Annotated in this window: 19 protein-coding genes; 13 read left to right on the top strand and 6 right to left on the bottom strand. The window is 32.6% G+C overall.

The features are described from left to right. Positions 1–25: 25 nt before the first annotated feature. The 5 genes from BUR17_RS04855 to BUR17_RS04835 all read right to left on the bottom strand — a co-directional run bounded on the left by BUR17_RS04855 (position 26) and on the right by BUR17_RS04835 (position 5,009). Positions 26–1,654 (bottom strand): M1 family metallopeptidase, encoded by a 1,629-nt coding sequence (locus BUR17_RS04855; RefSeq protein WP_074229218.1) that lies wholly within the window; start codon positions 1,652–1,654, stop codon positions 26–28. 48 nt (positions 1,655–1,702) lie between these two features. Continuing rightward, the gene (locus BUR17_RS04850) at positions 1,703–2,353 is read right to left on the bottom strand and encodes a hypothetical protein (protein ID WP_143747524.1); all 651 of its coding nucleotides are present in this window, start codon (positions 2,351–2,353) and stop codon (positions 1,703–1,705) included. 141 nt (positions 2,354–2,494) lie between these two features. Next, a complete protein-coding gene (gene tatC, locus BUR17_RS04845; RefSeq protein ID WP_074229216.1) occupies positions 2,495–3,325 on the bottom strand; it encodes a twin-arginine translocase subunit TatC in 831 nt (276 codons plus the stop codon). A gap of 54 nt (positions 3,326–3,379) precedes the next feature. Beyond that, positions 3,380–4,030 (bottom strand): hypothetical protein, encoded by a 651-nt coding sequence (locus BUR17_RS04840; RefSeq protein ID WP_143747523.1) that lies wholly within the window; start codon positions 4,028–4,030, stop codon positions 3,380–3,382. A gap of 19 nt (positions 4,031–4,049) precedes the next feature. Then, entirely contained in the window at positions 4,050–5,009 is a 960-nt protein-coding gene (locus BUR17_RS04835) for a KpsF/GutQ family sugar-phosphate isomerase (RefSeq protein ID WP_074229214.1), read from the bottom strand. 147 nt (positions 5,010–5,156) lie between these two features. Here BUR17_RS04835 and recQ point away from each other — a divergent pair, with 147 nt between their 5' ends. The 10 genes from recQ to BUR17_RS04785 all read left to right on the top strand — a co-directional run bounded on the left by recQ (position 5,157) and on the right by BUR17_RS04785 (position 14,245). Then, the gene (gene recQ / locus BUR17_RS04830; protein WP_074229213.1) at positions 5,157–7,361 is read left to right on the top strand and encodes a DNA helicase RecQ; all 2,205 of its coding nucleotides are present in this window, start codon (positions 5,157–5,159) and stop codon (positions 7,359–7,361) included. Between the two features lie 17 nt (positions 7,362–7,378). Further along, entirely contained in the window at positions 7,379–7,630 is a 252-nt protein-coding gene (locus BUR17_RS04825; RefSeq protein WP_074229212.1) for a hypothetical protein, read from the top strand. Then, positions 7,615–7,938, top strand: a complete 324-nt coding sequence (locus BUR17_RS04820; RefSeq protein WP_074229211.1) for a hypothetical protein — start codon at positions 7,615–7,617, stop codon at positions 7,936–7,938. Before BUR17_RS04825 ends, BUR17_RS04820 begins: the two co-directional genes overlap by 16 nt. A 38-nt stretch (positions 7,939–7,976) precedes the next feature. After that, positions 7,977–9,062, top strand: a complete 1,086-nt coding sequence (locus BUR17_RS04815; RefSeq protein WP_074229210.1) for a glycosyltransferase — start codon at positions 7,977–7,979, stop codon at positions 9,060–9,062. Positions 9,063–9,086: 24 nt separating this feature from the next. After that, positions 9,087–9,710 carry a hypothetical protein gene (locus BUR17_RS04810; protein WP_074229209.1) on the top strand — a complete coding sequence of 208 codons (624 nt, stop codon included), beginning with the start codon at positions 9,087–9,089 and terminating at the stop codon, positions 9,708–9,710. Between the two features lie 80 nt (positions 9,711–9,790). Further along, on the top strand, positions 9,791–10,135 hold the full coding sequence (locus BUR17_RS04805) for a hypothetical protein (protein ID WP_074229208.1): 345 nt from the start codon (positions 9,791–9,793) through the stop codon (positions 10,133–10,135). Positions 10,136–10,357: 222 nt separating this feature from the next. Further along, on the top strand, positions 10,358–11,761 hold the full coding sequence (lpdA, locus tag BUR17_RS04800) for a dihydrolipoyl dehydrogenase (RefSeq protein WP_074229207.1): 1,404 nt from the start codon (positions 10,358–10,360) through the stop codon (positions 11,759–11,761). Between the two features lie 203 nt (positions 11,762–11,964). Beyond that, a complete protein-coding gene (locus tag BUR17_RS04795; RefSeq protein ID WP_074229206.1) occupies positions 11,965–12,840 on the top strand; it encodes a DUF4476 domain-containing protein in 876 nt (291 codons plus the stop codon). Between the two features lie 9 nt (positions 12,841–12,849). Continuing rightward, positions 12,850–13,335, top strand: coding sequence for a hypothetical protein (locus tag BUR17_RS04790; RefSeq protein ID WP_074229205.1), 486 nt, complete (start codon positions 12,850–12,852; stop codon positions 13,333–13,335). Between the two features lie 85 nt (positions 13,336–13,420). Continuing rightward, on the top strand, positions 13,421–14,245 hold the full coding sequence (locus tag BUR17_RS04785; RefSeq protein ID WP_074229204.1) for a CvfB family protein: 825 nt from the start codon (positions 13,421–13,423) through the stop codon (positions 14,243–14,245). A gap of 58 nt (positions 14,246–14,303) precedes the next feature. Here the strand turns inward: BUR17_RS04785 and BUR17_RS04780 are convergent, their stop codons facing one another. Continuing rightward, on the bottom strand, positions 14,304–17,636 hold the full coding sequence (locus tag BUR17_RS04780; RefSeq protein ID WP_074229203.1) for a T9SS type B sorting domain-containing protein: 3,333 nt from the start codon (positions 17,634–17,636) through the stop codon (positions 14,304–14,306). Between the two features lie 171 nt (positions 17,637–17,807). On the opposite strand from BUR17_RS04780, the gene BUR17_RS04775 reads away from it, so the two are divergent. The 3 genes from BUR17_RS04775 to BUR17_RS04765 all read left to right on the top strand — a co-directional run bounded on the left by BUR17_RS04775 (position 17,808) and on the right by BUR17_RS04765 (position 20,996). Beyond that, the gene (locus BUR17_RS04775) at positions 17,808–18,401 is read left to right on the top strand and encodes a TetR/AcrR family transcriptional regulator (RefSeq protein ID WP_074229202.1); all 594 of its coding nucleotides are present in this window, start codon (positions 17,808–17,810) and stop codon (positions 18,399–18,401) included. 92 nt (positions 18,402–18,493) lie between these two features. After that, the gene (locus tag BUR17_RS04770) at positions 18,494–19,846 is read left to right on the top strand and encodes a TolC family protein (RefSeq protein ID WP_074229201.1); all 1,353 of its coding nucleotides are present in this window, start codon (positions 18,494–18,496) and stop codon (positions 19,844–19,846) included. A gap of 88 nt (positions 19,847–19,934) precedes the next feature. Then, entirely contained in the window at positions 19,935–20,996 is a 1,062-nt protein-coding gene (locus BUR17_RS04765) for an efflux RND transporter periplasmic adaptor subunit (protein WP_074229200.1), read from the top strand.

Raw genomic sequence — 20,996 nt, 5'->3', positions numbered from 1 at the left:
TATGATTTTGCCTTTTAAAATTTCATTAAATCTGTTTATACTTAATATAATAATTCTTGCTAAACTCTACCGGATCTGAATTTTTAAGCTTCAAAGTCTGCCAAGATTCACTCGGTGAAATGGTGTATTCACCAAATCTTATCGGAAGGTTTAGGTTTTTTACACCTTTTACAAAACGGTATTTCAATTCTGTTCCTTTTTGAGCATATTCTAAAATAGGAACATCGGTTGTCCGTAAATATTGGTTAAAAATCGATGTGAAATCGAAACCCGCTTTCTCTGAAATATATTTTTCAACTTGTTCGGTTGTGACGGTTTGATGATAAAAATCTTTATTTAAACCTCTTAAAATTTGTCTGAATTTTGCATCGTCATTAATAATCTGTCTCATTGTATGAACCATACTTGCGCCTTTCGCATACATATCGCCGCTTCCTTCATTTCGTACACCGTATTTTCCAATAATAGGAACGTCGTTTTCAATATTATTCTGAATTCCCTGCGCATACATATCCGCAGATTTTTTATCCATATAATTTTCGGTGAAAAGAACTTCAGAATAATTAGTAAAAGCTTCATGAATCCACATATCGGCTTGATCTTTTGCCGTAATATTATTGGCAAACCATTCGTGTCCACTTTCATGAATAATGATGAAATCCCAGTTTAAACCAACTCCGGTTCCTGAAAGATCTCTGCCTAAATATCCGTTTTGATAACCATTTCCGTAAGCGATATTGCTCTGATGTTCCATTCCCAAATGAGGGGAATCTACCAATTTGTAAGAATCTTCATAAAAAGGATAAGGACCAAACCAATATTCAAACGCTTTGAGCATCGGTTTTACCTGCTGAAACTGTTTTTTTGCTTTATCTAAATTATAGTCGATTACCCAATAATCAAGATCCAGTTTTCCTTTTTCTCCGCTGTAAGAATCTTTAAAATTTACATACTTTCCGATATTCGGAATAATAGAATAGGCATTGATCGGGTTTTTAACTTCCCAAGTGAAGATATTTTTATTGTTTTCTGTCTTTTTGTTGATTAATCTTCCGTTTCCAACTCCAACTAAATCTTTTAGAGTAATAATCTTCATAACAATCCCATTGTCTGGTTCGTCACTCCAAATATCTTTTGTAGGAAGCCAGACTGAAGCGCCAATTCCTTCATCAGCAACGCTCATCCAAGGATTTCCTTTTTCATCTTTTGTGAAAATCCAGCCTCCGTCCCAAGGTGCTCTTTTTGCAATCGTTGGATTTCCGGAATAGCCAATATCAATGGTGTATTTTTCTCCCTTTTTAAAGTTTTTATGAGAGGAAATAAAAATAAAATCACCTTCTCTTTTAAATGGTTTAGGAGTAGGGAAGCTACATTGTACAACATCAACTTTCATTGGCTGTTGCAGATCAATCTGAAAAACAGGATTTGAAATATCTTTCGTAATCTCAAAACTTATTTTATTATTTCCCGCGATACTTTTTTGCTGAAAATTGGGTTCCACAGAAAGTTCATACTTTTTTACATTCCAGAAATTTCTGAATTCGGTATTAGAACCTTTTAAAGTGTCCTGTTTTGTAAATGTTTTACCTTTTTCGAAAAACTGACCGAAAGCTAAACCTGAAACTAATAAAAGCGAGTAAGATATTTTTTTCATTAAGATGAAATTTGACTAAAGCCAAAATTAAAGAATATTGATTGGAATCTATTCATAAAAAGATATAAATCTCTTGAGTAAAGGTATATTTTTTTCTCCGTAAACATATCTTGAATAAGGATGGTAGTAGGGATTGTCAATTATATCTTTATAACTGAAATAATTAAATTTTGAATTTTTCACATAATCAAAAATTCCTCTTGCTGTCTTTTGTAAATATTCAGAATGCTTTGTTTTACGATAAGTGTAAAAATGAAAAAAACCTAAATAGACGGGTTTGTTTTTAAATTCACTAATCACTTTGTGTAAATCAATATATAATAAATCCTGATTAGCATTTTCAGCCTTTTGATAAGCAAGGTTTATTTTTGGTTCACAGATGTTATATAGATTGTAAATTTGAATTATACCATTAAGTTTTAAATCTTTGTCTACATGGTTACCATTAAAAATTGTAGCAATCCTTCTTATGGTAGGATCATTACCAGATACTGACCAGGTTTCGCTATTTATTTTTTCTCCTAAAAAATTTGAAATGTTTTGGTAAGTCGAATCGTCTAATGCAATTCCGGGCTTCGCGCTCCCCGGATTTTTCATTACTATAGAACCAATTAAGTCCCAAGAATCTCCGAATTGTAAAAGTGTTTTTGTACGAAATTGTAATCCATTATGTTCTATAAACTCTGCGAAAACTTTCATGTTTTTTTCATATTTAATATTTATCAAATATATAATCTGAAATGCAAAATCTATATTATTTCTACTGATTAATTGATAGCAAGAAAACAAGCGGCGCGAAAATCGAAGATTTTCGCGCCGCTACTATTTATATTAATTTTTTTAAGATTTTTGAACCGTTTTTAAAGCGGCATCACGTTTTTGTACCTTTTTATAAGTGTAACCACACATTACAATACTGAATTCATACAATAATAAAAGCGGTAAAGCTGCCATAATCATACTCAAAACATCGGCAGGAGTAATAATTGCGGCAACAACCATAATCAAAACAATAGCGTGTCTTCTGTACGTTTTCATAAACTTAGGATTCAGAATTCCGATATTGGTCAAGAAATAAATTAAAACCGGAAATAAAAAGACAACGCCCATTCCTAAAACAACCTGTAAAAATAGAGTAGTGTAATCACTAAGGTCATATAACGGAATAATAATGTCTGAAATTTTAAAAATAACTCCAAAATTTACCGCAAAAGGTAAAATCAGGAAATATCCGCATAAAACTCCGGTCATAAATAAAATCCAAACTGAATTGATAATGAAAAGCGAATTTTTTCTTTCATTAGGATGCAAAGCCGGACTGATGAATCTCCACAATTCCCAAACGATATAAGGAAAAGCTGCCACAACTCCACCAAAAATAGAAACTGCCATCATCACATTAAATTGCTGATACAATCTCTGAACTCGCACCGGAAATTCATCAGGTAAAGTAATACTGTCTTCACCCAAAATCCATTGTGAAAATTCATTCACAAGTTTAAACGTAGGGAAATCATTTCGGGTAGGACCAAAAAAGATGTGATCCATAATCCAGTTGATATTAAAACCGACAACAACTGCCGCGATAACAATAGCAAGAATAGAGCGGATTAAATGCCCTCTCAATTCCCCAATATGTCCGAAAAAGGACATGTCTTTATCTTCTGCCATAAATATATGTTATGAATTCTGAGATTCGATTTGCAATGATAATAATTATTTTAGTTAATTATTGTTCTGATAAGCTAATTCTTTATCTAATAAAGTTTTTAATTCGGAGTCAGGAATAAATTTCACATGAAATGTAAATGGAATTTTGTACCATATTTCTTCTTTAATCGTATATACGCCTAATTCTTTTAAAATGGATTTTAAAACTTCAAATTGTGGTTGAGCATTGGCTACAGAAATTTCATAAACTTCATACTGATCTCCGCCATCATTTTCTGTTTTTATATTTCCATGAATTAAAAATGAACCTAATAAATAAGATAATAATTGGTTTTTTGTTCCTTTTAAAACTTTGTCATGATTTAATCTCCCACGATAATTTTCTGTACCTTTTGTTTTAGAAAAAGAATAAAATTGATTGATTTCTTTTTCATAACTATCAGAATTAAGAGAAACCCAATTTGCTAAAGTTTCAGAATTGAAGTTTGAAAATTTTAAACCGGAAACTTCTTGAAGCCTTTTAATTTTATTAGTTTCATCTTTATTGACCATTAAAACGTAGCCTTTATAATCACTGTTTTTTAGTTCATAATTTCTACCGGAATAATTATCAACTGCTCCTAATAAATAATACGTTTTATCAATTTCCTGAGCATTTAGATTAAAAGATAAAAAGGCAAAACAAAATATGATGAAATTTTTCACTTTAATAATCACAGAAAAATTAATTAATTCCTTCGTCTAATAATGTGTGCAGATCAATAATTCCAAAGTATTGTCCGTTTTCTGTTACAATTAATTGTCCGATGTTGTTGTCTTTTAAAATTTTCATGGCTTCTTTCGCCAAAACATCTTTCTCTATTGTTTTAGGATTTGCAGACATAATATCTTTCGCCAAAACTTTAGAAATATCATCTCCTTTCAATAACATTCTTCGCAAATCTCCGTCGGTAACAACTCCGATAATTTTATCGTTATCTGTTACTACAGTGATTCCATGACTTGATGCACTGATAGAAATAATAACATCTCTGATCGAAGAATCTTCTGAAACCTGAGGTTTTTGTGAAGAAAGGAACTGTTCAACTCTTGCCGTTAAGTTTTTACCTAAACTTCCACCCGGATGAAATTTTGCGAAATCATTTTCTTTAAAGTCATTCATTTCCATAAGGCATACAGCCAAAGCATCGCCTAAAGCCATTTGATTGGTTGTAGAACTTGTTGGAGCTAGTTTATTCGGGCATGCTTCCAAATCTACATGAGTATCTAAAATGACATCAGAAAATTCTGCAAGTTTGCTTTTTCTGTTTCCTGTCATTCCAATGAGTGCAGAAGAATAATCTTTTAAATAAGAAACAAGATTGGTAATTTCAGGTGAATTTCCAGAATTGGAAATACATAACACCACATCCTGCTTTTGAATAACTCCTAAATCTCCGTGAATTGCTTCCGAAGCATGTAAAAACTGAGAAGGAGTTCCTGTAGAATTTAGCGTTGCAACGATTTTATTGCCCACATGAGCCGATTTTCCGATACCAACTACGATAAGTTTTCCGGTAGCAGAATGAATCAGTTCTACTGCTTTTACAAATTCGTCTCCAATTCTTTCTTTTAATTTTTCCAGTTCGGAAATTTCTATGGTCAATGTGCTTTTTGCTATTGAGATAATATTGTCTCTTTCCATTTTTATAACGAAATTAGTATGTAGATTTACCAATGATTTCAATTTATACTTAATATAAATTTGATTACTAAAAAATTCTATTACTTTTATTTTAAGTAAAAATTTTATAACTTTGGATTGGATGCAAATTTAGCAATACAAAATTAGATGAGCGCAAAAAAAGCCAATTTATCAGGCGAATTAAAAAAATACTTCGGATTTTCTACCTTTAAAGGACAGCAGGAAGAGATCATTAATAATCTCTTAAATGGAAAAGATATTTTTGTTCTTATGCCTACAGGAGGCGGTAAATCACTGTGTTATCAACTTCCGGCTCTTATTTCTGAGGGAACGGCAATTGTTGTGTCACCGCTTATTGCTCTTATGAAAAATCAGGTAGATGCAGTAAACGGTCTTTCTTCTGAAACGGGTGTAGCCCATGTTCTTAATTCTTCTCTTAACAAAACTCAGACCAAACAGGTCTTTGATGATATAAAAAGTGGTAAAACAAAGCTGCTTTATGTAGCTCCGGAATCTTTAATTAAAGAAGATTATCTGGAATTTTTGAAAGATGTTAAAATATCTTTCGTTGCAATTGATGAAGCGCACTGTATTTCAGAATGGGGGCATGATTTCCGACCGGAATACAGAAATTTAAAACAAATCATCGATAAAATTGCAGATGTTCCTGTCATCGCTTTAACGGCGACGGCAACCCCTAAAGTACAGGATGATATCCAGAAAACTTTAGGAATGAGCAATGCTTTAGTATTTAAAGAAAGTTTTAACAGGGCTAATTTATTTTACGAAGTAACTCCAAAAGTTAATATTGATAAAGAAATTGTAAAATTTATCAATAAAAATAAAGGAAAATCAGGAATTGTTTATTGTTTAAGTCGAAGAAAAGTAGAAGAATTTGCCCAGCTTCTTCAGGTAAACGGTATCAATGCGCTTCCTTATCATGCAGGTCTCGACCAGAAAGTGAGAGTTGCTAATCAAGATAAGTTTCTGATGGAAGAAGCAGATGTAATTGTGGCAACGATTGCATTTGGAATGGGAATAGATAAACCGGATGTACGTTTTGTGATTCATTATGATTTTCCAAAATCTTTGGAAAGTTATTACCAGGAGACCGGTCGTGCAGGTCGTGATGGAGGAGAAGGGTACTGCCTTGCTTTCTATGATCCTAAAGATATTGAAAAACTGGAAAAATTCCTGGCTCAAAAACCTGTTTCTGAAAGAGAAATCGGCTTACAGCTTTTAAATGAAGTAGTAGGTTACGCTGAAACTTCGATGAGCCGAAGACAATATATATTATATTATTTTGGTGAAACTTTTGATCCTATAAATGGTGACGGAGCCAAAATGTGTGACAATGCATCAAATCCGCCGAAGCTGAAAGATGCTACGGCTGATCTAAAGAAAACCTTAGAATTAATTAACGAAACGAAAGAGAAATTTAAATCTAAAGATTTGATTTCTGTAATTGTTGGAAAAGAAACAGCGGTTACAAAGTCGTACAAATTAGAGCAAAGCTCATTCTTTGGTTTTGGAAAATCTGAAAAAGATAATTATTGGAAAACAATTCTAAGACAAGCAACTGTACAGAATTTTTTACAGAAAGATATTGAAACATACGGTGTTTTAAAAATTGCCGAAAAAGGGAAAAAAGTCTTATCTGGTGATTTTAAAGAACCATTTTTGATTGCTGAAGACCGTGAATTTGATCTTTCACAGACAAAAGCTGAAAGCGATCAGGTGCAAATGCAGTCAAGTGGAGGTTTAGATCAAAACCTATTTGTTCTTTTAAAAGAACTTAGAAAAAAAGTAGCCAAAAAACATGGGATTCCACCTTACACGGTTTTCATGGATCCTAGTTTGGAAGATATGACCGTTCAGTATCCTATTTCTGTTGAAGAAATTGCCAAAATCTACGGAGTCGGAGAAGGAAAAGCTAAAAAGTACGGAAAAGAATTTGCAGATTTTATAGCAAAATATGTTGAAGACCACAACATAGAACGTACTCAGGATATGGTTTTGAAGCAGGTGGCGAATAAATCTAGCCATAAAGTTTTTATCATTCAGAGTACCGATAAAAAAATTGACCTTGAAGATATCGCAAGAGCCAAAAATCTTTCGATGAATGATCTTTTGAAAGAGATGGAACGTATTGTTTATCAGGGTACGAAACTGAATATCGATTACTATATCGAAGACAATTTTGATGAAGATGTAGTAGATGATTTTATGGAATTTATGAACGAATCTGAAAGCGACAGTATGAAAGTTTTGCTTGATGAATTCGGAGATGAGCTTTCTGATGAAGAAGTAAGAATGCTGAGAATAAAATTTATCAGCGATGTAGCCAATTAATTTTTGATAAAATTAAAATGGAAAATCCAATATTAGAAGCAAAAAGAGAACTCATTCAGTGGATAAAAGAAATGAATGAGCTTGATGATATTGCAGAATTACTTGAGATTAAGAATAGAAAAACTTCAGTTCATCAAGTTGCAGAATCTCAAGCTGAATACGTTGTAAAAGATGACTTTGATGAACGATTTGCGAGAGGAATAACTGGCGAAGATTTGATGAGAAAAGTTTATGCACATATTGAATCTTTACCTTGGAAAGAGAAATAATTTTTTCTAATGATGTTAAGGTATTCCTTACAGATTTAGTAGATATTTTATATTCAAAAAACTATTTTGGTTTTGAAGAAGATGCTAAATCTTATGTACAGGAAATTATTTTCTATATAATGAATTTTGATTTTCAGGTTAATATTTATGAAACTCCTGAGAATTTTAAAAAGTTTGGAAGGAAATTTTTTAAATATAAAGCAAACAACAATACGTCTTGGTATATATTTTTCGATCAGAAAGAGCATAAATTTTTAATAAATCATATTACAAATAATCATTCTCAGGATTTTCCAGACCTATTGTGAAACAAAATTCCTTTGAAAATATTTAAAAAAATCTTAGGATGAATAAGAAAATTTCTGTCATGTTTATTCTGCCGGATCTTGAAACCGGAGGTGCAGAAAGAATCGTTACCACCATTGCAAATCATCTTTCCAGAGATCGTTTTGAGCCTATGATTTTGCTTTTACGGAAACAAGGTGGTTACTTAAATTTTCTAAAAAAAGATGTAGAAATTATTGACATCGATACCGAAAGAATCAGACATTCTTTAAAGCCTATTCTTTCACAAATTTACCGCAGAAAACCCGATATTGTTTTTTCGGGATTTGGAGAAGTAAATGCATATTTGTCTGTATTTATCAAGCTTTTTCCGAAAATTAAATTTATTGCAAGAGAAACCAATGTCGTTTCAGAGCATATAACGAGAAAAGAAATAAAATTCTTCTATCATTTTTACAACAATTATCAGCAGATTATTGCGCAAAGCGACGATATGATGAATGATTTGGTGAATAATTTTAATATTAAAAGAAATAAAATCACCAAAATCAATAATCCTGTAGATTTTGAGTTTATCAATGAAAAGCTTCTTATTTCTACAAAACCTGAAAGTTTTAAATACAATTATAAAAATGTAGTTGCCATCGGCAATTTGTCTGCGCGAAAAGGATTTGATAATCTGTTAAAAGTTTTTTCAAGACTTAAAAATGAGAATATTATTCTCCATATTTTAGGAGATGGCAGAGATCGGGAGATTCTTCATCAGATGAAGGATTTTTTAGGTTTGAAAAAAGTTATTTTTCATGGAAGACAGGAAAACCCGTATCAGTTTCTGAAGTTTGCCGATTTGTTTATTCTTTCTTCACGTTATGAAGGCTTTCCGAATGTTTTGTTGGAAGCCGGAGCTTGCGGAACATATTCTTTGGCAAATAATTGCAGAGGCGGAATTAACGAAATTATTCAGCACAACACCAACGGTGAAATTGCAGACATTGAAAATCACGAAGATTTTTCTCAAAAAATTATGCAGATTTTACATCAGTCATTTGATCAGGATGCAATAAAAAATTCTATAAAATCTAGATTTTCCAAAGAAATTATTTTAGATAGATATGAAAAAATCTTATTGGATCTAATAAAAAAATAAGTTTTACAATCTCAAAAATTTTAAATGCAAAGATTTGTTTCTTTAATATTTCTACTGATCCTATTTTCTTGTAAAAAACAGGAAGCTGTAGTGATTAAAGAAAATAAAGATACTATCGAATACGAATCCACAAATTGGCAGGAAGGTTTCCGTCTAACTCATTCAATTGATCTTGATTCTGTTTGGGGTAAACCTATGAGATATTACATTACAAATAAAAACTGCGATCCTGTTGCAAGAGATTTTTATTTGGGAGTTTACAGACCAAAAGATGAACCTAAAACAGAAAAACTATTAAATTTAGTTACAACAGATAATGATTCTTTAAGACCTTTTTATCGATGGATTTTAGATAAGACGATATTTATTCAAGATGGCGCTTTAGGAGAATACACCGGACTTCCTGCAAGAAAATATGCAGAAAAATTCCCAAAAGAATTTTTTGAGTACATGGAGTTTGATGAATCTGGAAAAAAGTATTCTGATTGGTGTAATTCTATTTTATACAGCGGTTTTAATGATTTTGAAAATTCTGATAACACAGAAGAAATTAAACAGGGTCTTATTAAAACAATGACCCAGAATTGTAACAATTGTAATGCAAATTATGAAAAAAGAATAGTGAAATTTGCTGATGATTGTGTTTAAAATGAGAATATTACTAAATGAAAGCTTTTATATTTCCTTAAATTTGCGTTTCAATTTTATTTAAAATCAATATTTCATTCATGAAAAAACTTCCGAAACTGGGTTGTGCCTGCGAAAAACACGACTTAAGTGTATCTGAATATAGAACTTCAATAGTTGGTACAGATTTTACCAGTGGTAAAAATGCAGAAGTAAGTATAATTCAATGTAGACTTTGCCAAAGAATTTGGCTTAATTATGCTATAGAATTTCCTGATTCCCAAGAATCCGGAAGATGGTTCAAAGGAATTATCGCTAAAAAAGAGGTTGCAGAAATGAAACCAGAAAACGCAATAAAATATCTGGAAAACCTTCCATGGTACATTTGCGGGGGTTCTTATTTTGGAAATAAAGAAGTTTTTGGAGAAGGGAAATTGAATTTGTAAATTAAGTTAGATGTCAGAAGCTTTAAAAATATTCTCAATCATTTAAACATCCATCATCCCGCTTCAGACTTCCTACTTAAAAAAAATCAATTAAACTTCCATCCTCTAACATCCATTACCCTGCAACAAAAAAACTTGACAAAACTCACTTTGTGGCGTGGTAATTAATCATTAAATTTGTAAGAATTAATCATTTCAGATAATAATAAATAAAAATATAAAATGAGTCAATTTGATGTTACCGTAATCGGTTCCGGTCCTGGAGGTTATGTAGCTGCAATTCGCGCTGCACAATTAGGTTTCAAAGTAGCAATTATCGAAAAATATTCAACGTTGGGTGGAACTTGCCTTAATGTTGGATGTATTCCTTCAAAAGCGCTTTTAGACAGCTCTGAGCATTTCGAAAACGCAAAGCACAATTTCGAAAACCACGGAATTATCATTAACGAGCCAAAAGCTGATATCGCAAGAATGATTGCGAGAAAAAATGAAGTGGTAGAGCAAACTACAAAAGGAATCAACTTTTTGATGGACAAAAATAAAATCACTGTTTTTGAAGGTCTTGGAAGCTTTGAATCTGCTACTCAAATTAAAGTAACTAAAAACGACGGTTCTTCTGAAACGATCGATTCTAAATATACAATCATTGCAACAGGTTCTAAACCTTCATCTTTACCGTTCATTACTTTAGATAAAGAAAGAGTGATTACTTCTACGGAAGCTTTAAATTTAAAAGAAATTCCTAAGCATTTGGTAGTAATCGGTGGTGGTGTAATCGGTCTTGAATTGGGTTCTGTTTACCTAAGATTAGGAGCTCAGGTTACTGTTGTTGAGTTTATGGACAAAATCATTCCTACAATGGATGGTGCTTTAAGCAAAGAATTGACTAAAGTTCTTAAAAAACAAGGAATGAAGTTTATGCTTTCTACAGCAGTTTCTGCGGTTGAAAGAAACGGAGATTCTGTAAAGATTACTGCAAAAGATAAAAAAGGAGAGGAAGTTACTGTTGAAGGAGATTACTGTTTGGTTTCTGTAGGAAGAAGACCTTTCACAGATGGACTTGGATTGGAAAAAGCAGGTGTTGAGCTTGACGAAAGAGGAAGAGTAAAAACAAACGACCATTTACAGACTAACGTTGCCAATATTTATGCAATCGGAGATGTAATTAAAGGAGCGATGTTGGCTCACAAAGCTGAAGAAGAAGGAGTTTTCGTTGCTGAAACTTTAGCTGGACAAAAACCTCACATCAATTATAACTTAATTCCTGGAGTTGTTTACACTTGGCCTGAAGTTGCCGGAGTTGGTAAAACTGAAGAGCAATTGAAGGAAGAAGGTGTAGCTTACAAAATCGGAACTTTCCCAATGAGAGCTTTAGGAAGAAGCCGTGCAAGTGGTGATATCGATGGTTTGGTGAAAATTATCGCTGACGAAAAAACGGATGAGGTTCTTGGTTTCCACATGATCGGAGCGAGAGCTGCAGATTTGGTTGCTGAAGGAGTAATTGCAATGGAATTCCGTGCAAGTGCAGAAGACATCGCAAGAAGTTCTCACGCTCATCCAACTTACGCTGAAGCAGTGAAAGAAGCTGCTTTGGATGCTACAGGAAAAAGAGCTCTTCACATGTAAGAGTTAAGTAAAAAGTAGAAAGAGCTAAGTTTTGGCGAAAATATAAAAGAGAAGTTTTGGCTTCTCTTTTTTTTGTCTGAATTTCGCTTGGATTCAATATTTTGAACAAAGTTAAAACAAATGATTTTAAATTTTATTTTAATTGAAATTGTTCATTTTTGGCATGAAAATAGAGTGGGAATTCACTATAGAATGAAATCATTATGAAAAAAATATTTACAGTTTGTTCAATCTTATCCGGTCTATTGTTTTTTGCGCAGGAAGCAGGAAAAGCGGGTGAACTTTTAAAAAACGAAGTCTCTAAAAGAGAGATTGAATCTACAACCTCTAAAAGGCAAGATTCTCGAAATAATAATTCAGATAATTCTTCAGGATTCAGAAATTCAAATAATCAGAATAATACAAACAGAAGACCTGCAAATCCGAATTACCAATGGAATAATAACTATGGATATGCAGAAGTTTTCCTGAGAATTCCGGAGCAGGGAAGTTTTAGTGTGGAATTAGCGGATCAGTCGATTTCAAACAACTCAGGTAAATATAGATTCTTTGATCTTCCTTCGGGAAGAATTCCTATTTCAATCTACGAAAACGGATTTTTGATGTACAGAACGACTTTGAATGTCAGAAATAACAGCAGATTGGTTCTCGATTTTTTCACGAATGAAGGTTTGTATCTTTTAGATTCTTATCCGCTCCAAAATGGCTATTACGGTTTTAATAACTGGAATGATATCTGGAACAATCCTTATGGGAATTCAGGAAATATTGGAAACATAAATTATCCTAATGTCATGGATAATCAAACTTTCCAGCAATTTTTAAGTAAGATGAAAGAAGATGCTTGGTTTGATGATAAAAAAATCATTTTCATTAATCAGCAAGGTCGTCACGCTATGTTTACATCGGAGCAAATAAGTGTTCTGGTAAAAGATCTGAGTTTTGATAAGAATAAAATTGCTTTGGCTAAATCTTTATTCTCGAAATGTGTTGACAAACAGAAATATTTTGTTGTTGGAGATGCATTAGATTTTGAAAGTAGCAGAAGAGATTTGATGGACTTTGTATCTAACTATTAAGATTTTTCAATGAAAAAAATGATTCCGTTTTTGCTCATTTTTTTATCAGGATTGATTTCTGGTCAGAATATTGAGCCTGTAAGAAAAACTGTTCAAAAAATTAATCAGACAACAGATTTTAAAATTAAAACAGTTCCCTATTCTTATTTTATGGATAAATCTGAGGTAACAGATAACGGAATTGAATTAAAAGGATTTTATAAAAACGGTGCGCTTAAAAAGATGGAGCATTTTGTTGGTTTATCAGCCTGGAACATTGTAACCGAATATTTTTTTTCGGAAAATCATCAATTGGTTTTTGTACATTCAACAAAATATCAAACGGTTGACGAAAATGGATATTTAGAAAAACCTCAAAAGTTGTCTGAATTGAGATGTTATTATGAAAATGATAAGCTGATAAAATCTGTCGGAACATTTAATCCTGATGAAAAAACAGATTATATGAAAGAATCCCAAAATCTTATCAGTGATTTAAGAAATTACAATAATTAAATTTAAATGTAAAAAAACTCAAACTCATTAACTCTAAAACTCTCCAACTTATTTTCCTTACCTTTGCAGACTAAATTTATCATTAATGCAACTCGGAAAAACCCAGACTTTAAAAATTTCAGAAAAAAACAATTCAGGATGGATGCTTGAATCAGAAACAGGCGATACGGCTTTTATGTCTAAAGTTTTCATTCGTGAAGAAAAAGAAATTGGTGATGAGATTGAAGTTTTTGTGTATCAGGATGATAATAAACTGAAGGCAACGACTGAAATTCCTTTGGCTGAAGTAGGCGAGTTTGCAGTAATGACTTGTGTGCAAAGTCTTCCAACCGGTGCATTTATGGATTGGGGAATCATTAAAGATGTCTTCATTCCTTACAAACAACAGAAGGCAAAAATTATTGAAGGTAAAAGATATCTTGTGCATCTGTATGTTGACAATGATTTGAAATTGATTACCGGAACAACAAAATTTAAAAGAAATCCACAGTACGAAAATCTTCCTTTCAAACAAGGAGACAAAGTAGATTTGCTGATGATGAATGAAAGTGAACTGGGCTGGAATGTAGTAATCAACAAAAAGTATATCGGATTAATCTATACTTCGGATGTTTATAAAAAACTATATCCGCTTTCAGAAGAAGAAGGTTTCATCAAAGATATCCGTGAAGACGGGAAAATTGATGTTTCGCTACAGCCTGTAGGTTTTGAGAATATCGATGAATTCAAACAAAAGATTCTTAATAAATTAGAAGAGAATTTCGGTTTACTGCATCTTTCAGACAAATCTTCACCAGAAGAAATTAAAGATGAATTGCAGATGAGTAAAAAGAACTTTAAAAAAGCTTTAGGCGGATTGTATAAAGATAAAATCGTAGATATTTTAGAAGATAAAATTAAGTTAGCTTAAACGAAATTAATTTACCAAAATAAAAAAACGAGCAGAAATTTCTGCTCGTTTTTTTGTTTTACTCTCTATTCTTTATCAAAAGCCAGCCTGTATAATTTCTACCATCTGATACTTTTATCGAGTACCAATAATTTCCTGTAGGAATTGGTGAACCATTTATTTTACCATCCCATTCCAGAGGTTTTTTGTTGATGATCTGTTTGAAAACCAAAACTCCTTTTCTGTCGAAAACGTGAATTTCTGAACCCGAATAATTTTCTAAACCTGCAATTTTCCATTTGTCATTTATTCCGTCTCCATTCGGGCTGATTGCGTTCGGAATATTAAAAATAGAAAACGGTTTCTGACCAATGATACAGCCTGATTTTGTTCTTGCATAAACAATATATTCTCCCATTCCTAAATTGCTGAAGACATTAGAATCTTGCCAAGAAGAGTTGTCTAAAGAATACTCGTAATTTCCGGAAGCTGAAAGAATAACCGTTGCAGAATTGTTATTGATATTTACCGAAACAATTTCCGCTAAAACAGAATAGCTCAGCTGAATATTATCAGTATTGCTACATCCAAACATATTAGTAACAATAACAGAATAATTTCCGGGACTTGAAACATTGATTGTTTGTGTGGTTGCACCTGTATTCCATAGGTACGATGTAAAGCCGGTTCCTGCGTCTAGAGTTACGGTTTTGCCTTTACAGAAATCAAGATCTTCCGGAAGTGTAATAATTGGTTTTGGATTTAAAACTAATTCTAAAACAACATTTTTAAAACACCCATCTGCCGTTGCAACTTTTACATTGATCACATTTGAACCTATATTTAAAGTATAATTTGTAGGAATTGTAATTGGAGCTCCCGTTTGAGTGGTATAGTTGAAAATATAATTATTAGGATTTGCAATAAGGTTGCTTTGGTATGAAGTAAGGTCGACAACCATTGTATTTCCTGTAGAAACATTACAAAGTGACGTCCTGTAATTGTCTGCTGGAACATTGTTTTGTGAAAGTGTTACTGCAATTGCCAGTTTTTCAGATTCACAACCATTTAAAGTTTGGGTAACGAAATAAGTTTGCCCATGAACGAGCGGAGTGGTAAGCGGTAAAACATTTCCTGCAGCATCGTAATATATTAAACCAGTTCCGTTTACTACTAAATTTGCCAATCTAGGATTTGCCGATTCACAGAAATCCTGATCCATATTTGCAACAGGTTTGGGTGTTGTGTTTAAAGTAACCTGAATAGAGATTTTAGTACTTTCACAACCGTTAATCGTTTGTGAAGCAAAATAAGTTTGCCCATTTACCAGTGGAGTAGTTGTAGGTAAAATATTATTTGTAGCGTCATACCATTTTATATTTTGACCTGTGATTTGGAGGTTTGCTATTGTTGGTTGATCAATTGCACAGAAAGGTTGAATAGGATTTGCAATTGGGCCTGTATCTTGCAAAGAGAATACTTTAAAAGGAACTTTTTCACTCTCGCATTCTTCAACATATTGTACAACATAATACTGAACTCCGGGAGTAATATTTGAATAATTACCCAGAATATCTCCATTTGCATTATAAAACCTTATATTTTGATTATTATTGATATTAAGTTGGTTAAATGTCATACCATATACATTGCTGCAAAAATAAAAATCACTTACTGATAATGGAAGTGGTGATGTTTTAATAATAACTTTAACTGGAAGCCTTTTAGGATTTAAAGGACAAGATTCATCCTGTACTGATGCATAATATGTTACATTGTTCTGTAATAGTGTATTTGCAGGTAGAGGTACTATCGATAATGGTGAATCATACCATGTTGTATAAGATGTGTTTGGATGTAAATCCTGTATTTTAGGATTTGATAATGAACAAAAGGTTTGTGTTTTGGCACCATCTGGAGTTCCATTATAGCATTTACCAAACTTTTGTATAAACCCACTTATATCCCCACTTGTATATTTTATATTTTTAATATCTTGATCAGGATCAAAATCTTGGTAATCATCATAATATCCGACTAATATTATATTTCCTTCGTAATCTACATTTTGACTATAAGATGATGATGAGAAATCACTTTTATTAAAAATTAATTTACCGTCATTTCTAAATTTCAGATAAAAGGCTTTAGAATTTTGGGATAAATAATTATAATTTAAATTTATGTCCAATCTATGAACTGTTTCTTCAGAATTATTATGACCATTAATTACTTTTATAATCTTATCGTTTTGATAACTCACAAAGAAGTTTATTGTATTATCGGGATTTAGTTTAATCGAAAGAAAATCATAGGCATCCTCACCTTTAATGATTGACCTCCAAACCAAATTTCCAGTAGTATCAATTTTATAAATAATATTTCTTCCTCCATCTGGAGCTTGAAAAGTTTGATTTGGAAAACTGACAGTTTGTGGTTGATAATAGGTTGTTGCAGTATAAATATTATGATCGCTATCAATATCAATTTTCGAATTCGATGCAAATCCTCCACTGCTATAATAGGTGAGATTTCGATGCCATAAAAAATTACCGTTATTATTAAACTTTGCAACAAAACTTCTGTTAGACGAACTTGTATTCGCAGGATAAGTGACGTTATCAATTTTTAAGTATGCTTCATAATTACCTATCACAATGATATTGTTATTTTTATCTGTTTTTACGGTATTTATAGAAGGTGTATTGTGTGCGTGTATTGGTCGAGCCCAAGAGAAAGTTCCATCTTGCAGATTTTTCATAATAAATAATCCGTTTGGAGCTGGTAAGGTGTAAACATTTGTAGGACTCGGATCAAAATCAGTTATAGCAACTGGTAAATAATTTACATAATTTCCTGTTGAAATTATATTGTTATTTTCATCTATTGTACAGGTCATATTCCCGACATAATTGTAAATATTCCCGAATATAAAATTACCTGCGGAACTTAGTTTTACAAGAAAAGAACTGGAAGAAGTAATACCGGTGTCAAAAATTGTATTTGAATTAGGATTTAATTTTAAATTTTGTCCGTCTGTGTATCCTGTAACAACCACATTATCTTGCTTATCGATAACTAATGAGTTTATACCGGAGCCATAACTGGAGCTTATTTCTTTCACCCAAATCACATTTTTATTTTTGTCAAACTTAGCAATTACAGCTCTGGATAGCTCTGTGCTTGAAGTCGTATTACTAATACTTCCAAATGTTATATTATTTACACTCGGAAACGCAAGTCTTCCATATCTTCCTCCAACGTAAATATTTCCTTGAGAATCTGTATCGCTAAATGTAATAAAATGCTGGGATTGATTAATGGTACTTGTAGTTTGAAAATCCCAAATAATATTCTGCCCAAATAAAAAAGCACAGCTAATTATTGAAAATAAGAGTAAAGTTTTTCTCATCATTATTAATTTTCCGCAAATATAATCAAACAAAGATCTTATACGAATTAATAAATCATGAATACGTGATTCTGAGTGTAAAATATGATGCAAATCATATTAATTATTTTGTTTAACAATTTTGTCAAAACAAATGATTGATATATATTTGCACAAAATTGTTTAACAAAAATGTCAAAACAAGAAAAAAAAGATCAAACCCAAGAGTTAATCAAGCAAACCGCAAAGAATTTATTCTTTGTACAGGGTAAGTTTGATGCCACAACGCAGGAAATAGCAGATGAAGCAGGTGTCAATAGAACACTTATCAATTATTATTTCAGATCCAGAGATAACCTGATCCAGATTATTTTTGATGAAGCTCACCGAGTAGAAAAAGAAAAGTCTGAATTGATTATGAATTCAGATCTGCCTTTCAAAGAGAAGATTGCCAATTTTATCGATGGCAGTTTACAGACAAGCCTTCAATATCCTTATCTGGAGACCTATATTGTTTCACAGATCAATAAAGGAAGCTGTCATAAAAGAGATGTTGAAGAAGACGAACTGAAAAAACTGTATGCAGATATTGAAAAAGAAATGGAATTAGGGAACATCGAAAAGATGGCACCTGTGCAATTTGTACTCAATATGATTTCGCTGCTGGTGTTTCCAAGTGCGGTGCGTCCTCTCTTTTTAGAGAATATGATGATTGATGATAAAGAGTTTGATGCGTTAATCGCAGACCGAAAAGATATCATTCTTAACATGCTTTTTAAAAATTAATTAAAAACTGTTAAAGTAATTTAAGAATTAAATCGTCCTTTAGGAATAAAGATTTTAACAAAGACAACAAAAAATAAACGAAGTATAAAATTATGAACAGAAAACGTATAACTGCTAAAAAGCTCAAAATTGGTGTAGCTGCAGCATTTATGATGTTGGCCTCTTCATCAGCTTATGCGCAACAGCAGATTTCTCTGCAGGAAGCTATTAAACAGGCGTTGCAAAATAAAGCTGAAGCTAAAAAAGCGGCTTTACAGATTAAAAAAGCAGAGTACAAAATCAATGAGGCCAGATCTGGAGCTTTACCTCAGATTGGGGCTACTGCAGGAGTAACTTACAATCCGGTAATTCAGGAGTCATTGCTTGAATTTGGAGGCGAAAGAATTCGTGCACAATTGGGGCAGGCTTGGCAATCACAAGCGGTAGTGACTCTTAATCAGACTATTTTTGATCAGAGAGTTTTTACAGGTCTTAAAGCAGCAAAATCTACAAGAGAATTTTATGTTTTAAATGCTCAATTGACGAACGAACAGATTATTGAAAATGTAGCAACAGCTTATTATCAGGTTTTTGTACAGGAAGAAAATCTTAAAACTTTAAATGTAAGTTACACCAATACTGAAAAAGTAAGAAATGTAATTAAAAGTTTAGTAGATAATGGTTTGGCAAAAGGAATCGATTTAGATCGTACGAATGTTCAGTTGACGAATATCAGTTCGAGCAGACAACAATTGGTCAATGCAGTAGAACTTTCAAAAAACTCTTTGAAGTTTTATATGGGAGTTCCTATTGAAACTGATATTGAGCTTGAAGAAAAAACGATTGAACCTCAACCTCAGCTTTTGGCAGATGCTGTAAATCTTGAAGGTCGTTCTGAATTGAAAGTTCTTCAGAAAAACAGAGAGCTTTTAGTGTATAACAAGAAAGCTACTGAAGCCTATCTTTATCCTACTGTTGGATTGCAGGCAAACTACGGTTGGGCTGGAATGGGTAAAAAATTCCCTTTAACAAACGGATTGAATAACGGAGTTCTTTGGAGTGACTATTCTGCGATTGGTTTAAATATAAACATTCCGATTTTTACGGGTGGTTCTACGAAATCAAAAATTCAGCAGGCTGAAATTGATATCTTAGATCTTGATCAGGATATTCAGAATACACAGCTTCAGTTAAGTCTTGAATATAAAAATGCAGTAACCAATATTGAAAATTCATTGATCAATATTGAAAGCATGAAAAACAACGTAACACTTGCCGAAAAAGTACAAAAAGATACGCAATCAAATTATCAGTACGGTTTAGCAACGCTTACGGAAGTTTTAGATTCTGAAAATGCATTAACAGATGCAAAACAGAATTATACAACTGCTTTATTAGACTACAAACAGGCTGAAATTAAATTAATAAAAGCTAAAGGCGAGCTTAATACTTTACAAAACCCATAAGAACATGAAATCGCTATGAATTGTAGTACAAAAAAAATACTAAATATTTGGCGATTGCATTTGACCTTTAAATAATAAATAACTTCAAATGAAAAAAACTTTAATATATATCATCGTAGCAGCTGTACTTGTTGGTTTGGCAGCTTGGAAAATTGCTGACAACAAAAAGAAGCAAGATACTGAAGTAAAAGAGGTGGCAAGACAGGTTGACAAGATCAACGTGAACGTGATCACTGCTTCAAGAGAAAATATTGATACCGATTACAGCGCAAACGGAACTTTTCTTCCTAAGCAGGAAATGCAGCAGTCTTCTGAGATCTCAGGACGTATTGTAAGCGTTTTGGTAAAAGAAGGTTCAAAAGTTGGAGCCGGACAAACTTTGGCTACTATCAAAAGAGATGCAATCGAAGTTGATGTTACTCAGGCTCAGAATAATTTGCAAAATGCGATTATCGATAACCAACGTTACGAAAATGCTTATAAAACTGGTGGTGTTACTAAACAACAGCTTGATAACTCAAGATTACAGTTGAAAAACATGCAGGCTGCAGTAAGAGCTCAAGGAGTTAAAATTAACGACACAAGCATCAGAGCCGGAATCAGCGGTACCATCAACAAGAAAATGGTGGAACCGGGAACTGTAGTTTCTCCGGGAACAGCTTTATTCGAAATTGTAAATATCAATTCATTGAAGCTTTCGGTTTTGGTTGACGAAAGCCAAATCGGAAGAATTCAGCTAGGTCAGGAAGTTCCAATTAATGTAAATGTTTTACCAAACGATTCTTTCAGCGGAAGAATTACATTTATTGCTCCTAAAAGTGATGCTTCTTTAAACTTCCCAGTAGAAATTGAAGTTCAAAATAGAGGGAATTTGAAAGCGGGTATGTATGCAACTGCGACTTTCAAAACCAACAATGGTGCTGAAACTCAAAATATGTTGACTGTTCCTGCGGAAGCTTTCGTAAACGGTGTAAGTTCAGGACAATTATTTATCGTAAGCAACGGAACTGCTAAATTAATTAAAGTTCAAACCGGAAAAGTGTACGGCGACAAAGTTCAGATCTTAAGCGGATTGAATGGTGGTGAACAAGTAATTACCAGCGGACAAATCAACCTAGATAACGGTTCAAAAATCAATATCGTAAAGTAA

This window comes from Chryseobacterium scophthalmum (genome assembly GCF_900143185.1).
Classification (GTDB): Bacteria; Bacteroidota; Bacteroidia; order Flavobacteriales; family Weeksellaceae; genus Chryseobacterium; species Chryseobacterium scophthalmum.
Note: the sequence above shows the minus strand (reverse complement) of the source record. Positions and strands in the feature narration are given on the sequence as shown.

Excerpts from the sequence above, each read along its gene's own strand:
- BUR17_RS04835 (WP_074229214.1), bottom strand. The coding sequence starts at position 5,009 with ATGGAAAGAGACAATATTATCTCAATAGCAAAAAGCACATTGACCATA.
- BUR17_RS04765 (WP_074229200.1), top strand. The coding sequence starts at position 19,935 with ATGAAAAAAACTTTAATATATATCATCGTAGCAGCTGTACTTGTTGGT.
- BUR17_RS04785 (WP_074229204.1), top strand. The coding sequence starts at position 13,421 with ATGCAACTCGGAAAAACCCAGACTTTAAAAATTTCAGAAAAAAACAAT.
- BUR17_RS04775 (WP_074229202.1), top strand. The coding sequence starts at position 17,808 with ATGTCAAAACAAGAAAAAAAAGATCAAACCCAAGAGTTAATCAAGCAA.
- recQ (WP_074229213.1), top strand. The coding sequence starts at position 5,157 with ATGAGCGCAAAAAAAGCCAATTTATCAGGCGAATTAAAAAAATACTTC.
- BUR17_RS04825 (WP_074229212.1), top strand. The coding sequence starts at position 7,379 with ATGGAAAATCCAATATTAGAAGCAAAAAGAGAACTCATTCAGTGGATA.
- BUR17_RS04790 (WP_074229205.1), top strand. The coding sequence starts at position 12,850 with ATGAAAAAAATGATTCCGTTTTTGCTCATTTTTTTATCAGGATTGATT.
- lpdA (WP_074229207.1), top strand. The coding sequence starts at position 10,358 with ATGAGTCAATTTGATGTTACCGTAATCGGTTCCGGTCCTGGAGGTTAT.
- BUR17_RS04855 (WP_074229218.1), bottom strand. The coding sequence starts at position 1,654 with ATGAAAAAAATATCTTACTCGCTTTTATTAGTTTCAGGTTTAGCTTTC.
- BUR17_RS04770 (WP_074229201.1), top strand. The coding sequence starts at position 18,494 with ATGAACAGAAAACGTATAACTGCTAAAAAGCTCAAAATTGGTGTAGCT.
- BUR17_RS04780 (WP_074229203.1), bottom strand. The coding sequence starts at position 17,636 with ATGAGAAAAACTTTACTCTTATTTTCAATAATTAGCTGTGCTTTTTTA.
- tatC (WP_074229216.1), bottom strand. The coding sequence starts at position 3,325 with ATGGCAGAAGATAAAGACATGTCCTTTTTCGGACATATTGGGGAATTG.
- BUR17_RS04795 (WP_074229206.1), top strand. The coding sequence starts at position 11,965 with ATGAAAAAAATATTTACAGTTTGTTCAATCTTATCCGGTCTATTGTTT.
- BUR17_RS04810 (WP_074229209.1), top strand. The coding sequence starts at position 9,087 with ATGCAAAGATTTGTTTCTTTAATATTTCTACTGATCCTATTTTCTTGT.
- BUR17_RS04850 (WP_143747524.1), bottom strand. The coding sequence starts at position 2,353 with ATGAAAGTTTTCGCAGAGTTTATAGAACATAATGGATTACAATTTCGT.
- BUR17_RS04805 (WP_074229208.1), top strand. The coding sequence starts at position 9,791 with ATGAAAAAACTTCCGAAACTGGGTTGTGCCTGCGAAAAACACGACTTA.
- BUR17_RS04815 (WP_074229210.1), top strand. The coding sequence starts at position 7,977 with ATGAATAAGAAAATTTCTGTCATGTTTATTCTGCCGGATCTTGAAACC.